This is a genomic window from Bacillus sp. FSL K6-2944 (assembly GCF_038005385.1).
Classification (GTDB): Bacteria; Bacillota; Bacilli; order Bacillales; family Bacillaceae_G; genus Bacillus_A; species Bacillus_A cereus.
In genome coordinates this window covers 1828498-1844623 of the sequence record NZ_JBBOTE010000001.1, presented here as the reverse complement: position 1 = coordinate 1844623, position 16126 = coordinate 1828498, and the positions used below count along the sequence as shown (strand labels likewise).

Genomic DNA, 16126 nt, shown 5'->3' with positions numbered 1-16126 from the left:
ACCTTAAATTTAGGTTTCTTTTTATTATATTCGATTATCAATAGTAAAATTTATTAGAGCCATTAATAAAAGAAATAGATATATAAACCGAGTGTAAAAATATTTTAATTCTTTGAAAACATTCAGCGATTTAGTATTCTTTATATATGGAATATTTTGTTTATGCGAAAAGAGGGCAAGGTGCTATATGAAAAGAATGAAAAATGTAATGTTACTATTGTTATGTTTCTTATGTTTAAGTGGGTGTAATTATAAAGATGACGATCAGGTGAAAAAATATGTGAAAAAAAAGCACGGAATTGATGTGATTGTAACACATTGGGGTGCTATAAACGAAGGGAATATGGGGCATACATATCATACTGTTCAAGCAAAAAATAACAAAAATATTCAATTTAGAGTAGAGGTAGATGGCTTCTTATATTCAAGAATAAAAGGTGATGAATATCAATACGGAAAAAAAACATATGAGGAATATAAGAAATTTAAACCAATGCTAGAAGAAATTAAAAAATTAGGTTACGTGGAACCTGAAAATAAAAATGTTTTTCAATATATAGTGGATGATGATATAGAGGAGAAACCAACGGATACGTTATTATTAACTTTAAAAACGAGTGACAAGATTGATTACAGTCAATTTGAATCAAAAGAATTAGATCGTTTATATGCTCTAATCCAATTCATTCAGAAGAGTAATAGAAAGATAACAACACTTGAAATTGAGGATTATAATGGTGAATCTATAGGCTTGCCTTTTCAAAATGTGCAAAAAGCTATAACGAAAGAAGAACTGCTTTTAACAATGAAAAACACAGTAAGCGGTTATTGGACATATTTGGTTCAAACTGAAACAAAAGTAGGCGTAAGGTTAAATGAAATTCAAAATGATCGTTTTGAAATTGAGGATATTACTTGTCCACACCCGAAAGACGGCAATTGTCTAGAGTATGAATTGACATTAGTTTTCAATGACAGTGAGATAAAATATAGAAATGATCCATATGTAATAGATGATTTGAGAAAGGTAGTCACTATTCTTAAAGAAGAACTATATAATAAGGAATTTAACATATATTTAAGGAACAAGGATGGAACAAGTTATTCACTCTGGCTATCATCCGAAAAAATTAAGGAAAGTAATAACATAGAAGAGTTAGTAAAATAATGATATAAAGAAGAAATTTAAAGTACTTTTTATGTTTGTTATTTCTGTATTCAAAAGGAAAACCGCTTATACTTCATTTTTGAAGCATAAGCGGTTTTGTTTAAAATACTCAAAAACAAAAATCTTTTGGTAAAGTACCATTTTTAATAACTGTTCTTAACCCATGTTTTATAATCCAAGGATTAATAGGATGCTGTTTATCACGTAATTGCTGTAACCACTGAAAAACGAGTTCTTTATCTTCTTTCGTAATATCGTTAATATGATTGGCTACAGATTTTTGAACATATTTAGAAGGGTCATTCATTAATGGTTCAAGAAGTTGTAAATTGTACTGAAAATCACCTTTTAGAGCTCCTATTTTTTTAGCCCAAGGAAGCCTTGGTCTTGTACCTTCAGAAACTAATCTCCTAATGTGGCTGTTTTCGTCATGAATCCACTGTTGTAATATGTTTAGTGTATCTTCATGGTATGTTTCAAGAAAGGGCCGAATGGCATATTCAGCAGTATTCCTTTTCGTTATTTCATACATTGCATTAAACGAGATTTTAAAATCGTTAAGCCCATATTTTTCAACGTATTTTGCAACAGGCATGTACATATATCCATTTGTAAATGTGCCTACTTCTGTTGTATTTTCTGGTCCTAATGTTTTCAGTAATATATGTATTGCTTCATTAAAATCTTTTTGTAATGCATTATGTAATTCATCTGCTATTACTTCTATACGCTGCTTTAACTCTAAATTTTCAACTTTACATGTCACCGAATCTACAAAGATGCTTTTAGAGAAAGAAGGATCATGTTTACAAATAGAATCAGCTATTTTTTCGGCTAATTCTTCATTAAATAAAAATTTTAACGGAACATATTTACCCATTTTTTCACCTCGGTGGTCAAATGAAAACAATTTTTATTTTTTAATCGACAATCCATAAACCAAAGTCTCACTCGGAGTCGTAATACTAAAACCTGTCGTCTTATAATCAAGCTTCACTGTATAACCAGTGTAGTCTTTTGTAAATGAATCCATTTGTACGATAAGCTCCGCATCTTCATATACAACATCATCTGCGTTAAATGTATCCCAAATTAAATCGACATCAACGAAAATACTACAAGAATTTGTCATTGTTCCTCTAATGCGAATGATCTTTTTGTCTTCACGTTCTAATCTATGTATAGCTGCTTTTGCTTCATCAGTAATGCGAATGTTCATTGTATCCCAACCTTTTATTTATATTTCTTCTATTATGGCAAAAACAGGAGCAATAGGGAAGCAAAGAGGTTTGCAATAAAAAACGAGCAAACAAATTTGTTTGCTCGTTTCACTTTATTTTAGTTCACATTTATCAAGTGGAATCACTTTTGTTTTTTTCGTAAATTTATATCCTAACCATAGTACTAAGAAGAGTGGTAAACCGATGTAAGAAACGAGTACGCCATTCCAATCGATTGATTCACCCATAAATGCGCCGTAGTTTTGTCCTAAAATTACGATGATACAAAGTGTAAATGCGAAGATTGGACCAAATGGGAACCATTTTGCTCTATATGGTAAGTCATTTAAATCTTTTCCTTGTGCGATATATGCTTTACGGAAACGGTAATGACTAATTGCAATTCCAACCCATGCGATAAAGCCAGACATTCCTGATGCATTTAATAACCAAATGTATACAACACCGTCACCGAATAAAGAAGCAATGAAAGCGATACTACCGACAATCGATGTTACGATTAATGCGTTAACAGGTACACCGCGGCTATCTAATTTACCAAGAAACTTTGGTGCTTTTCCTTGGCGAGCTAAATCCCAAAGCATACGAGTTGATGCATACATACCAGAGTTACCAGCAGATAGTACTGCCGTTAAAATAACAGCGTTCATAACAGAAGCAGCAAAGGCAACGCCCGCTTTTTCAAAAATAAGTGTAAACGGACTTACTGTAACATCACTTGCAGCAAGGCTTTCAGTTGTATAAGGAATTAATAAACCGATAACGAGAATTGCAAGGATATAGAATAAAAGAATACGCCAAAAGATTGAACGAATCGCTTTCGGAATATTACGCTCTGGATCAGAAGTTTCACCAGCAGCTACTCCTAATAGTTCAGTACCTTGGAATGAGAAACCAGCTGCCATAAACACACCGATAATTGCCATGATACCGCCGTTAAATGGTGCATCTGCAACAGTGAAGTTTTTAAATCCAACCGTTTCACCGCCCATAATTCCAAAAATCATCATGAAACCAACAATTAAAAAGATAATAATCGTAACTACTTTAATAAGTGCGAACCAATATTCAGATTCACCAAACCCTTTAACAGATAAATAGTTTAAAAGGAAAATAATAGCTAAACATAATCCGCTCCAAATAAGAGAAGGGGTATCTGGGAACCAAAATTTCATAATTAATGTTACGGCTGCAAGTTCAGCAGCAATCGTAATTGCCCAGTTATACCAATAGTTCCATCCAAGTGCAAAGCCAAGTGATGGATCAACAAATTTTGTTGCATACGTACTAAAAGATCCAGTAACAGGCATGTAAGCTGCAAGTTCAGCTAAGCTTGTCATTAAAAAATAAACCATAATTCCAATTGCGGCGTATGCAATTAATGCGCCACCAGGTCCAGCTGTATGGATGACACCACCGCTGGCAAGAAATAGTCCGGTACCAATTGTACCACCGAGAGAAATCATCGTAAGGTGACGAGATTTTAATCCGCGTTTTAATTCACCTTGTCCTTGTGTAGTTTGCGTTTTAGAGGTAGATTGATTTGTTGCGCTATTCATGTTCAACACTCCTTTTCTTGTAGGTTAGGAAGGAGCGGGGGAGAAAAATACAAAAAACCGCCAAAGGAATTTGGCGGAACGTTTCACAAATAACCACCCCATCATACCCTTCCGTTAAGATAGCACCCCACGTTTACACGGTAATTTTGTAAACGTGACAGTTCTGTTCCTTTCGGAGACAGCCCCAGCTCATATTTCCAGAGAAGAAATATAAACTTCGGCAACTTTTCCTTTCAAACGGAGTCAGCTGACATTCTCTGTGTCTCGTCCGTTTTACTATTAAAAGTCGCAACCTCTACCTCATCGGATTGATGAGGATTTATATATTGCTAAGATTTTTAATATATGGAAATTGTAATGACTTTCTGAATATATTGCAAGATATTTTGTTAGGAAAAGTCAAAAAATATCGGTTATTGTATAGGAAACGCTTGCGAAACTCCACCCGAACCTACTATTATGTAGCAATAAGCAAAGAAAAAATTGTTATACAAATGTTTCGCAAAAAATATTGAAAAACCCTCTAAATTAAAAGAAAATTCAGAAAAATATAATTCGACATTCATAATAAAGTCATATTATTTGTTATAATTAGAGTAACGTTTAAGCAAAAAGGGGAAATCAAAATGAAATTAGAAACAGAAAGGCTCTATATAGTGCCGTGTACAGAAGAGAGGATTCAAGTCGCTAACGAGCAAGGATATAATAGCGGTCCGCATATTGTAGGGCATGTAGAGAATGTGAAACAAGATGAGGCTTTATTACCATGGGGGGCGTGGTATGTTCTTCGAAAAGAAGATGATAGCGTTTTAGGTGATATTGGGTTTAAAGGGAAACCAAACGAGAATCAAACAGTAGAAATTGGCTATGGATTCATTGAGAAATATTGGAATCAGGGCTATGCAACAGAAGCTGTAAAAGAACTAATCGATTGGGCTTTCAAAACAGGTGAGGTAGAAACAATAATTGCAGAGACACTTCTAGATAATTATAGTTCGATGCGTGTTTTAGAAAAGTTACATATGAAGAGAGTAAATGCTACAGAAATGATGATTAATTGGAAAATAGAAAAATAAAAAATACCGCTCTAAATTGAGCGGTATTTTTTATAGTTATGGTAGCATTTGCTTCTGATCATTCGGATACTCAGCCGTTGACGTATTAGGACGATTGGAATGATTACGAACAGCAATGAAAATAGAAATAATAACGACAAGACCAACTGCAACGTAAGAAAGTGAAATAATAGTTGGATCCACTTTAAATGTAGTAAGCAGTGTACGAATGTTTGTAAAGATAATAAGACCACCAACTAATACGCCAAGTAAATGAGAAGGAACGATGCGAACTAGCCATGCCGCGATTGGTGCCGCTACGATACCACCGAGCATGAGAGAAAATACCCAAACCCAGCTTACTTGTTCCCAGCCAAGTGAGATGAAGAAGCCGATTGTTGCAGCGAGTGAAACAGGAAATTCACTCGTATCTACAGATCCAATAACTTTTCTAGCTTCATTTCCTCTTGCTAGAAGAACAGGTGTCGTAATCGGCCCCCAACCACCGCCACCAGTTGAATCAACGAATCCAGCGAATAAACCAAGCGGCACAAGTTGTTTTGCAGACATACGCTTATTTGAAGTGACAATTTGTTTTTGAATGATGAATCGTAATAAAATATAAACCCCTAAAGTAAATAAAAATACGGAAATGTACGGTTTGATTACATCTCCAGGCAAATTACTTAAAAAACATGCCCCAACAAATGCGCCGATTGCCCCAGGTAATGTAAGCCTGGAAACTGTATATTTATCAACGTTTCCAAATTTGATATGAGATGCGCCAGAAGCTGCAGTTGTAACGACTTCAGCTAAATGAACCGATGCGGAAGCTACAGCCGGTGCAATACCAAACATTAATAATAGTGAAGTAGACGTTACCCCATACGCCATTCCGAGTGCTCCATCGATCAGTTGAGCGAAAAATCCAATAATAGCAAAGACAATTAATTTCTGCATAAATAATCCCCCTGTAATAATAAATGAAAAAGACACTTTTCCCGTATGAGAAAAGTGCCTTTGGTTTTTCCAATCAGCAATAATTAAATTTGTTTCATTATAATACATATTAATCGTATAAATCAACTAGGTTTTAAAGTTTTTGAATTGAATGAAAGAAAAATAAAATATACAATAAAAGGATGGAGAGAAAGGGGAGAAAGAATATGTTAGCATTTGATCATCTCGTTCACGCAGTGCAATATACACCGGAGGAAGCGGCAAAACAAATGCAGGAGCTTGGATTTCATACTGTATTAGGCGGAGAGCATACTACTTGGGGTACTTGGAATAGTTTAAGTTATTTTGACTTATCATACATAGAATTTTTAGCAGTTCAGCATGAAGAAAAAGCGAAAGAAGCAGAAAATCCATTAGTACAAGAAACAGTGGTGAAACTACAAAATGGAGAAGGAATGCTACAAATCGCGATCCGAACAGATGCAATTGAGGAGCTAGCAGTTAACTTTAATAAGTACGGCTTACATACGATAGGGCCATTTGAAGGGAAACGCATGAGAAAAGATGGCCGGCTTTTAGAATGGAAAATGTTATTTGTTAAGCAAGAAGAGAACGGACCGAAATTACCTTTCTTTATACAGTGGAATGAAACGGACGAAGAAAGAAGAAACGATTTACGTAACAGTGGGATGATCACTGAACATAAAAACAAAGTGCAACAAATTGAAACGATTCATTACGCAGTAAAAAACGTTCGAGAAACAGTAAGGAAATGGAAAAAAGTAATGGGACTATCTACAAGCTCAGTTGTGAAAAATGAAAAATGGAATGCTGAGAGTCAAAGTGTAGTGTTTGGAAATATTCATGTGCAGTTTTGTGAACCGATTGGAGAAGGGCTAGTACTAGAACATTTGAATAAGAATGGCGAATATCCATTTGCAGTAGAGTTTAAAGGTGGAGATAAACGAGAGCATGAAGTGCTAGGTAGTTTGTACATATATTAATAGAGGTGAACGTTGTGAAAGAAATGCTTAGGGAGATAGAGAGAATACTAGAATGGCCTCGTATGTTAAAAGCGACTGTTATTTCAAAAGGCTTTTCATTCGATGAGAAATATAAAATTGAATTAGAGAGTGGGGCCTCGTATTTTATTAAAGTATGCGATTCATCATATTTTGAACGGAAGCAGGAAGAATATGAATATATGCAGCAGCTAGATTCTTTACATATTCCTATGCCAAAATTAATTCATTTTATTAGTCTTACTAAATTCAATAAATGTGTACAAGTTTTTGAATGGATTGATGGATTAGATGGTGAAGATATATTAAGAACGTTGTCTACAGAAGAGCAGTATAGGGCTGGAAAAAAGGCTGGAGAAGTACTAAAAAAGATTCATTTAGTTGAAAAAGAAGATAAAAGTAATTCATGGGAAATATCTATATGGAGTAAATATGAGAGATACTTAGAAGCGTTGAAAGAATATGAAGTAGACTTTTTTCGTTTAAATACAGTGATAGATTTTGTAGGAAATCATAAAGATTTATTAAAAAATCGTCCCATCGTATTTTTACATGACGATTTTCATCCGGCTAATATAATGATTGACCAAAATGAGTTTCGGGCTGTCATTGATTTTGCTAGATTCGATATTGGTGATCCTATTCATGATTTTTATAAAGTAGCACTATTTACAACGAATATAAGCAAACCATTTGCGGTTGGACAAGTTCACGGTTATTGCGGAGGAGAACCTGATCTACATTTTTGGAAACTGTACTCATTATATGCAGCAATGATATTCCCGGCTGATATCGTATGGACAAACCGAAGCACACCATATTTATTAGATGATATGAAGGAAAGATTAAATGGAATTTTAGAAGATCATAATGATTTTTCATCCTATATTCCAAAATGGTATCAATCAAGCGAATTTAATAAATAAAGGAGTAATTTATATGGATAAAATAGCAGTAATTTCAGATATTCACGGTAATATTCAAGCATTAGAATCCGTGTTGAATGATATTAAATTAAGAGGAATCGAGCGCATTATTTGCCTTGGAGATTTAGTAGGAAAAGGACCTCATTCCAGTGAAGCAATTGAAATCATTCGTAAAGAATGTGAAGTAGTCGTAATGGGAAACTGGGATGATTTTATTACAAAGCCGACTGAATTTGAAGCATTAAAATGGCATCAAAAACAATTATCGGAAGAACAAAATGATTATTTAAGAAGTTTACCATTTTCAATCGAATTTTTTATGAGTGGAAAACTCATTCGTATGTTTCACGCTTCACCGAGAAGTTTATATGAAAGAATTCAACCACACGCTTCAAGAGAAGAACGTATTAGTATGTTCGAAAATAGTGATCTGACAGAAAATATAGAAGGAGAAAGAAAACCAGATGTCGTTTGTTACGGCGATGTTCACCAAGCGTTCGTTCAAAATTTCAGAGGGAAAACGTTATGTAATGCCGGTAGCGTAGGAAACCCATTTGAAATAACGCAAGCTTCCTATTTAATATTTGAAGGAACATATAATGAAAAAGAAGCGGCGAGCTTTTCTATTCAACTTGTACGAGTACCGTATGATATTGAATTAGCTATCAGATTAGCAGAAGAACTCGAAATGCCAGAAATTGAAGAGTATAAGCAAGAGTTACGGACGGCCTTATATCGGGGGTTTAAGGGGAAGTAAGCTAATAATATATCAACGATTTTTCAAATATATCTATCATAACTTAAAATATATCAACGATTTTTTCGATATATCAACGATTCGACAAAGGATATCGATTTACCGACAAATAGTGACATGAATTGTTACTTATAATTATATTATGTAAACTAATTATAAAGGGAGATATCATGAACCGAAAACAACGAATCAAAGAAATTGCAGATCATATTGTAAAGCTAAACTTAACCTATCCAACAAGAGTTGGAGTAAGTGGTATTACAGCATCAGGAAAAACAACATTTGCAAACGAACTAGCGGAAGAAATAAAAAACGAGGATTACCAGTAACACGCGCCAGCATTGATGATTTTCATAATCCAAGAGTGATTCGCTATGCAAAAGGAAAAGAATCTGCAAGAGGGTATTATGAAGATGCACACGATTATACAGCTTTCAAAGAAAGATTATTAATGCCTTTAGGACCTAACGGAAATTTACAGTATGAAACGATTTCTCATAACTTAATAACGGATATGCCTGTACATAATGAGCCGCTATTGGCCACGCAAAATATGATATTAATAGTAGATGGAACGTTTCTATTGAAAAAAGACGTTGCGTATTTATTTGATTACAAAATCTTTGTAGATACAAATTTTGAGATTGCGAGAAAACGTGGTGCTAAGCGGGAAACTGAAGCTTTTGGAAGTTATGAAGAAGCAGAGAAGATGTTTTTGAACAGATATCATGCGGCCTGTAAGTTGTATATAGATGAGCATAATCCGAAAGAACTTGCAGATGTTTTATTTGAAAATAGTAAATTTGATGATCCAGTAGTTCTATTTAAAAGACATTAATACAGTTTATATAGGGGGAATGAACATTTGTTTAGATGGTTTCAAAAAAATAATAAAGTGAATGAAGAGAAGGATGGACAATATTTAGAAATCAAAAATGAACAGATAAATGAACAGTTAAAACAAAAAATAATGGAACTAGAGAGTATAAGTGAAGACATTTGCAGTAAGTATCAAAAAATATATGAAGAACGTTTTGCGCAAAATGGTAAATTAAATTTGAAGCTGTCAATTAAAAGAGATATAGACGGTGATGAATTAGAAGAACTAACATCTAAGAATTGTTTAGAGTATGAATATAGATCAGAAATTAATTTTGAATATGATGCTTCAAAATCATGGGAAGTCTGTACTATTTCGCTTTGGTATTATTACCAAGGATATCGAAAAAGTAGTAGCATAGGAACACTTTATAGCGGAACGATTAATGAATTAGAAGAAGAAGTTAAAGCAACATTGGAAGAACTGTTACATAGTGAAGATAATTAATGATTCCATTTTATATTGCGTTAAGAATGGGTTTAATTTTATGATACTAATAGGGAATAATTTAGGAAGAGAAATTTAAAGGGGATAAAAAAATGACAGAAGTACTAGAACTAAAAGAAGAACTACTACAAATTAAAAATAATAATTATGCTGTACCAGAAGACGTAGATGCATATCCATATGCGCAGTGGATGCTAGATTATATCGGATCACCAGATGCTGAATTACGTGATGATTTAATTTATAGTACGCTTCACACATGGATTACAAATGATGTATTTAGACAAAAAGAGTTAAGAGGATTAATGTTACAAGCAATTAGTCCTGATTATTTATTTTATAAAATTGGTGAAAAGGGAACAGACTCTGTATTTAAACGTGCATTCTCCGTATTAATTCCACCACTTATTTTATCTGTTCATGAAAGAGAACCGTTGTTATCGGAAGAACAATTGTACAGTGTGGCAGAACAAGTGTTGGAATATGTATATTTAGAAGAAGATGTAAGGGGCTACGTAGAAGGAAAAGGCTGGGCACACTCTACTGCACATGCAGCAGATGCGCTCGATGCGTTAGCACGTACAATTCAAAATCGTGAGTTTTCATATGCGATTCTTGCGGCTGTTCGTCAGAAGGTTCGATTGAGTGATTACGTATATGTACACTTTGAGGATGAGAGATTAGTAAAGCCAATTATGTCGTTACATAACCAAAAGCTTTTAACTGAAGAAGAGTGGAGCAATTGGCTACATAGTATAGCAACTGTTGAGGACATCCGACATCCGCAGCGTGCTATTTTAGTACAAAATATTAGATCGTTCTTAAGAAGTTTATATTTCAGAGTTTTAGAGACAGAGGGTAGTACAGCCTTTACAGATGATATATTGGAGACTTTGAAGGGTTTGCGTAGGTATTAAAAATTCTTTTTTCTAACAGAAAAGTACATAAAATCAACATCTCCCAACCATACTAATAAAATGTGTTGGAGGTGAGTTTAATGGACAAAAAAGACTTTGAAAAAGTATACAATGATTATTTACATCAAGGGGAAGAGCACGCTCAATTTGAAATAGCTCAGGAAGTTACTTCAGGAGCAGAACAAATTGTTGCTGTTCGTAAAAATGATGAAGGTGATTTGATTGCTTTTAAAACAAGTAGCGGGAGAGAGTTAAATTATATGACTGCTCTTAATGAAGCGAAATCAGGGAAGTTAGCTCATGTGGACGTATTTCATAAGTATGGCAGAGATATTATACGTAGTGAACCTGATGGAATAAAAGAAAATAACTTAGATAATTTACCTTCATTTTAAACGGGTAAACCTCAAGAAGAGAATGTTCATTACGATATTCTCTTCTTTATTTTGCGAAGTTTTCCTAGCAAATAGACGATTCATTTTTAAAGTGCGATCATACTTTTAAAGAGCGCTCTAAATTTCTCTTTATCTTCTGCTGTAAATGGTTTCGGTCCCTTTGTACGTTTACCACTTTTTCGAACCATTGCACTTAAATATCGTGTTTGTAACAATTGTTCAATGTTATCATTCGTATACTTATAGCCTTTATGGTGTAGTACGATACAGCCTTTTGCTAAAGCGAGCGAAGCAAGACCGTAATCTTGTGTTACGATTAAATCTTCTTTTTTTGCTAACTGCATAATTCGGTAATCAGCAGCATCTGCTCCGGAATCAACATATATTGTTTCCACACCTTTCGGCTGCTCTGCATTAGAATAATGAGAAAAACTAGTAACGAGTGTAACAGGAATTTCCGCATTCGTAGCTTCAAAAATAATTACATCTTTTACAGGACAAGCATCTGCATCAACGTAAATTTTCATTTTTATCACTCCTATAAATAGGTTCGTGTTGATAATAATGGTAGATTTAGGTTTTGTCAAATGAGTAATATCTTCCTCAATTTAATACGTATGTATTTTTATAAAATAAACGGATATTTCGAACTAAATAACGAATGTACTATAGATTTTAATAAGTGGTTATATGTAGTGATGTGAAAATTTCTTAATACGAAAGTATTAGGAAGTTTTATTTGAATTTCATTCTGCGGATTGATTTTTAATAGTGTTTATTTGGATAAAATAGCAATAGAATATATAAATAAAATGTATTTTAAATTAGAGGATCATTTCATGTTACTGCTCTATGCAATGGTTTCAAAAGATAAGTAAGTCTGAAATTAATCAGGAGGGCCGAATGAGGAGTTTCGATTTATCACAAACAACTATTAATATATCAAAAAATGATCTTATTTATAAAACGAATGATAATAAGTATTGGGTGTATGAAGTGATTTTTCAATCGCATGAAGGCATACCACCTCATAGCCATCCATTTGGAGAAGATTGTGCAGTTGTGTTGTCAGGTCATTTGGATTATTATATTTCAAATAAAATAATGATTCGTGCATCAAAAGGAGAGATTGTGTTTGGGTGGAAGAACCATATACATGGCTATAAAAATAATGAAACAGAACCCTTGCATCTATTAATTTTCGTTGCGCCGAATAAAATTGGGCTAGAATATTTACCTGATGATGATCCAAAAATTGTGCACGTACCGGAAGAAAAGCGAATAATGAAGCTTTCCGAATATCAAGTAGTACATTCCCCTTTTTCTTCTTTTGAAAGAATAAAAATAGATGGTGAATATTCAGAAGCATATAATGAGAATGGACTTATGGTGTTTATTGATATCGAAAATAAACAAATGTATATATTTGAGGGTGAGAATGTGGAGATAAAAACTTCAAATCCCATAGTATTTATTAAGTATACAGCTAGATTGTGAGAATGGAGAGTTGCTTTTCTGTATTTATAATAGATATGTAGTTAAGAATATTAAAGAGGAATATTTTACAGAAAATAGGGGATGAGTTTTATTATTTAACTTGTAGACAACGAAATAGAAATGACCATTTATTGAGGAGAGCGATATTTATATGCAGTTATATTTTTATAATGAAAACTTCAGAAATACAATAAATCAATATACATTGTCAGAAGAGCAGCTTTGTTATACAGGTTTACCTAAAAAGCTTGTAAAACTATCGAGTGAGGATTCAGATCGGCATTCAATTTTAGCTATGAAAGATAATGAGCTTGTAACGTTTTTTGTTTTACATAAAAATGACGGGGTTAAACCATATACAAATAATGAAAAATCTATTTTAATAAGAGCATTTTCAACAGATTTTCACCATCAAGGGAAAGGATATGCAAAACAAGCTTTAAAGATATTACCTGACTTTGTCCGAAATAACTTCTTAGGTATAAATGAAATTATTTTAGCAGTAAACGTTAAAAATGTAGCTGCACAATCTTTATATGAAAAATGTGGTTTTTGTGATAATGGGGTTAGAAGGATGGGGCGGAAAGGTGAATTAATCATAATGAGTTACAATTTATAAGAATCATTCTTAGAAGTAGGGAAGAAAGATAAAGAAAAACGAAAAATTTCGAAAAGAAAGCCCCTGTATCAATCATCAGGAGCTTTCTTATAATTTAATTTTGGAATGAAGCTTCTTTTCATTATTTTTTGCTTACTTATTATCTGGAGTTAATGAATAAAGAAGTTTTAAATGTATTAAAAAGTTATTTTATTTCCCACAAACCAAAATAGCCTCCCGCAAACGAGAAATACCTTCCTCAATTTGACTAATATTCACTTTTCCATAAGATAAACGTATATAACCATCTTTTGCGCCGAAAATACTACCTGGCATAAAAGCAATTTCTTGTTTTAAACTTTGCATAATAAGTTGTTTTTCGTTTATCGGTTCTTTTAATTTTCCCCATATGTATATTCCACCGGTCGGATTTGAAAAAGAGATTTTATCATGAAGTTGCTCGTTTAGAGCGTGGACGATAACGTCTCTTTTTTCTGCTAGTTGTTTTCGTAACGGTACGATATGCGACTGAAATGGTACAGTTTCAAAAAATTGTTGCATAAGCCACTGTGGGAAAATGCTCATACCTAATTCCATTTGGTGCCTTGCGTCGGATAACCTTTCTACTACAGACTGCGGGGCAACGAGCCAACCAACTCGTAAGCCTGGTGCAATCATTTTTGATAAAGAATGTACATAAATGACAGTTCCATTTTCATCAATTGATTTCAAAGTAGGGCAAGGTTGTTTCTTTTCTAGCGTAAGTAAACTAGACGGATCATCTTCCACAATCGCAATTCGTAAGTCTGCACAAAGTGATAATAGTTTTTTTCTACGGTTTGGATGAAGCATCGTCCCCGTAGGGTTTTGGAAATTTGGATTTAAAAAAATCATTTTAATGCGGTGCTTTCTATATAACTCCTGTACATCATCTGGGTTAATGCCGTGTTCATCAACAGGTAATGGGAAAATACGAATACCTGCTGATTGGAATAGAGGCAGGGAATAACAGTGTGAAGGACTTTCGAAAGCAACAGCATCACCTGGATTTAATAAACATTGCACGATAAGGTGAAGTGCTTGCTGTGCGCCAGATGTAATCATAATGGATTGTTCAGTCGCCTCAACTTTTAAATATTCCTTCATATATTTTACGACCGCTTGTCTTAGCGGGAGATAGCCTTGCGGATGATCGTAACTTAATGAATGCGTTAACGGTTGTTCACGTAAAATCGCTTGTAGTTGATCGTGGGGATAAAGATTACAACCGAGCTCTCCGTTTGCAAAATCAATAATATTTTCATTTTGTTGTACTTCTGCCCGAATATGGCGAAGTAGTGGTAAGTTTGGTAAAAAAGTACCACCTTCTACGAAATTTCTCCAGTTCGGCGTTAATGTTGGAGAAACACCCCACATATGTGTACTCACGCGTGTTCCTTTACCAGTCGTACTCTCTACAATTCCCATAGCACGTAGTTCATTATAAGCAGTCGTTACTGTACTTCTGTTTACATTTAACTGCGTAGCTAATTTCCGTTCTGAAGGGAGGAAGCTTCCTGGAGGAAGTTCTCCATATGTAATACGTTTTTCAATAAAGTCAACAACTTGCTGATAAATAGGGATTTTACTGTCACTATCTAGTTTCCATTCCATAAAAAACGCCTCCGTATCTCTTATATACATCAAGTATAGCAAATTGGCTGGGTAAAAAAACAGCCAATTGGACGGTGTTATATCCAGCCAATTTTACTATGCTAAATAGGGAAGGGGAGATTCGGATGAAACGATGGCAAATGGAATGGCTCCTAGTATCAGTTGCATTAGTATGGGGAGCAAATTATACAATAGGAAAGTATGGAGTGGCATATATGTCATCCATTCAATTTAATAGTTTACGATTTTTAGTAGCATCACCGGTATTATTACTTATCACTTTTATGATGGAACGCTCATTACGTATTGAAAAAAAAGATTGGTTACGATTAGTAGCAGTCGGTATCGTTGGTACGGCAATGTATCAAACGATGTTTATGCTATCTGTGAAATATACTTCAGCAACGAACGCCTCATTATTAATTGCGATGTCACCTATTTTTACAGGGATATTAGCAGTATTGCACAAACAAGAACGTTTTTCGATGAAAGTACAAATTGGTTCAATAGTAGCGTTTATTGGTGCAGCATTCGTTTTATTAACAGGACATACAGGAGGAACTACTTACGAATATGCGTGGCTCGGAAACATAATTGGATTAGTCGCAGCGATTGCGTGGGGATGGTATCCAATATTAGCGCAACCTCTTATAACAAAATATTCCGCAATGAGAGTCACATCATGGTCTACTTTAATTGGAATTGTACCTCTCGTTATATACTGTTTATTCAACGTAAACACATTAACGTGGCCAGTAGACATGCCAAGTTGGGGTTCACTAGCATATTCAATTATTTTTGCGACAATCTTTGGGCTAGCAATGTGGTATGTCGGTATTAGTCAAATAGGCTCAACGAAAGTAATGGTTTATATGTATCTTGTACCATTGTTCGCAGTTATCTTCGCGGCAGTAACTATCGGAGAGCAAATCAACATGATGCAACTCGTTGGCGGACTTATAATCTTTATCGGCTTATATGTTGTAAAAAAGGGTGGAATCAAAAAGCCAGCTCTCAATTTGAAAAAAGTAAGTTAACAATAAAAAGGATC

17 protein-coding genes, 1 pseudogene and 1 riboswitch are annotated in these 16126 nt (G+C 34.1%); of the genes and pseudogenes, 12 read left to right on the top strand and 6 right to left on the bottom strand.

What is annotated here, in order from left to right:
* Window positions 1-187: 187 nt before the first annotated feature.
* Window positions 188-1168, top strand: a complete 981-nt coding sequence (locus MHH55_RS09390; protein ID WP_000827149.1) for a hypothetical protein — start codon at window positions 188-190, stop codon at window positions 1166-1168.
* Between the two features lie 109 nt (window positions 1169-1277).
* Here the strand turns inward: MHH55_RS09390 and MHH55_RS09385 are convergent, their stop codons facing one another.
* From MHH55_RS09385 to MHH55_RS09375, 3 genes are all read right to left on the bottom strand, one after another.
* On the bottom strand, window positions 1278-2048 hold the full coding sequence (locus MHH55_RS09385) for a DNA alkylation repair protein (protein ID WP_078187477.1): 771 nt from the start codon (window positions 2046-2048) through the stop codon (window positions 1278-1280).
* Window positions 2049-2081: 33 nt separating this feature from the next.
* The gene (locus MHH55_RS09380; RefSeq protein WP_078187478.1) at window positions 2082-2387 is read right to left on the bottom strand and encodes an iron-sulfur cluster biosynthesis family protein; all 306 of its coding nucleotides are present in this window, start codon (window positions 2385-2387) and stop codon (window positions 2082-2084) included.
* A gap of 114 nt (window positions 2388-2501) precedes the next feature.
* Window positions 2502-3968: an amino acid permease gene (locus MHH55_RS09375; protein WP_001083397.1), complete on the bottom strand. Its 1467-nt coding sequence runs from the start codon at window positions 3966-3968 to the stop codon at window positions 2502-2504.
* A gap of 112 nt (window positions 3969-4080) precedes the next feature.
* A riboswitch (Lysine riboswitch) is annotated at window positions 4081-4274 on the bottom strand.
* Window positions 4275-4594: 320 nt separating this feature from the next.
* Here MHH55_RS09375 and MHH55_RS09370 point away from each other — a divergent pair.
* Window positions 4595-5044 carry a GNAT family N-acetyltransferase gene (locus MHH55_RS09370; RefSeq protein WP_000764601.1) on the top strand — a complete coding sequence of 150 codons (450 nt, stop codon included), beginning with the start codon at window positions 4595-4597 and terminating at the stop codon, window positions 5042-5044.
* Between the two features lie 36 nt (window positions 5045-5080).
* Here MHH55_RS09370 and MHH55_RS09365 read toward each other — a convergent pair whose 3' ends face one another.
* Window positions 5081-6091 carry a sulfite exporter TauE/SafE family protein gene (locus tag MHH55_RS09365; protein WP_002024365.1) on the bottom strand — a complete coding sequence of 337 codons (1011 nt, stop codon included), beginning with the start codon at window positions 6089-6091 and terminating at the stop codon, window positions 5081-5083.
* Between the two features lie 98 nt (window positions 6092-6189).
* On the opposite strand from MHH55_RS09365, the gene MHH55_RS09360 reads away from it, so the two are divergent.
* The 7 genes and pseudogenes from MHH55_RS09360 (at window position 6190) to MHH55_RS09330 (ending at window position 11327) form a co-directional block, all read left to right on the top strand.
* Complete coding sequence (locus MHH55_RS09360; RefSeq protein WP_000879130.1) at window positions 6190-6987, top strand: VOC family protein; 798 nt, start codon at window positions 6190-6192, stop codon at window positions 6985-6987.
* Between the two features lie 14 nt (window positions 6988-7001).
* On the top strand, window positions 7002-7931 hold the full coding sequence (locus MHH55_RS09355; protein ID WP_072770002.1) for an aminoglycoside phosphotransferase family protein: 930 nt from the start codon (window positions 7002-7004) through the stop codon (window positions 7929-7931).
* A gap of 13 nt (window positions 7932-7944) precedes the next feature.
* Window positions 7945-8688 carry a metallophosphoesterase family protein gene (locus MHH55_RS09350; protein ID WP_078187481.1) on the top strand — a complete coding sequence of 248 codons (744 nt, stop codon included), beginning with the start codon at window positions 7945-7947 and terminating at the stop codon, window positions 8686-8688.
* Window positions 8689-8858: 170 nt separating this feature from the next.
* Window positions 8859-9526 (top strand): annotated as a pseudogene (locus MHH55_RS09345) (hypothetical protein).
* A gap of 27 nt (window positions 9527-9553) precedes the next feature.
* Window positions 9554-10015, top strand: a complete 462-nt coding sequence (locus MHH55_RS09340) for a hypothetical protein (protein ID WP_000490271.1) — start codon at window positions 9554-9556, stop codon at window positions 10013-10015.
* 92 nt (window positions 10016-10107) lie between these two features.
* Window positions 10108-10932 carry a DUF2785 domain-containing protein gene (locus tag MHH55_RS09335; protein ID WP_078187479.1) on the top strand — a complete coding sequence of 275 codons (825 nt, stop codon included), beginning with the start codon at window positions 10108-10110 and terminating at the stop codon, window positions 10930-10932.
* 80 nt (window positions 10933-11012) lie between these two features.
* The gene (locus MHH55_RS09330) at window positions 11013-11327 is read left to right on the top strand and encodes a DUF3892 domain-containing protein (RefSeq protein WP_078187480.1); all 315 of its coding nucleotides are present in this window, start codon (window positions 11013-11015) and stop codon (window positions 11325-11327) included.
* 86 nt (window positions 11328-11413) lie between these two features.
* Here the strand turns inward: MHH55_RS09330 and MHH55_RS09325 are convergent, their stop codons facing one another.
* Entirely contained in the window at window positions 11414-11854 is a 441-nt protein-coding gene (locus MHH55_RS09325) for a YaiI/YqxD family protein (RefSeq protein ID WP_000708761.1), read from the bottom strand.
* Between the two features lie 376 nt (window positions 11855-12230).
* On the opposite strand from MHH55_RS09325, the gene MHH55_RS09320 reads away from it, so the two are divergent.
* Together MHH55_RS09320 and MHH55_RS09315 are read left to right on the top strand one after the other, a co-directional pair.
* A complete protein-coding gene (locus tag MHH55_RS09320) occupies window positions 12231-12824 on the top strand; it encodes a cupin domain-containing protein (RefSeq protein ID WP_001255984.1) in 594 nt (197 codons plus the stop codon).
* Between the two features lie 151 nt (window positions 12825-12975).
* On the top strand, window positions 12976-13443 hold the full coding sequence (locus tag MHH55_RS09315) for a GNAT family N-acetyltransferase (RefSeq protein WP_001177782.1): 468 nt from the start codon (window positions 12976-12978) through the stop codon (window positions 13441-13443).
* A gap of 189 nt (window positions 13444-13632) precedes the next feature.
* Here the strand turns inward: MHH55_RS09315 and pdxR are convergent, their stop codons facing one another.
* The gene (gene pdxR, locus MHH55_RS09310; protein ID WP_048519370.1) at window positions 13633-15075 is read right to left on the bottom strand and encodes a MocR-like pyridoxine biosynthesis transcription factor PdxR; all 1443 of its coding nucleotides are present in this window, start codon (window positions 15073-15075) and stop codon (window positions 13633-13635) included.
* 125 nt (window positions 15076-15200) lie between these two features.
* On the opposite strand from pdxR, the gene MHH55_RS09305 reads away from it, so the two are divergent.
* A complete protein-coding gene (locus tag MHH55_RS09305) occupies window positions 15201-16112 on the top strand; it encodes a DMT family transporter (RefSeq protein ID WP_000832976.1) in 912 nt (303 codons plus the stop codon).
* Window positions 16113-16126: the final 14 nt, after the last annotated feature.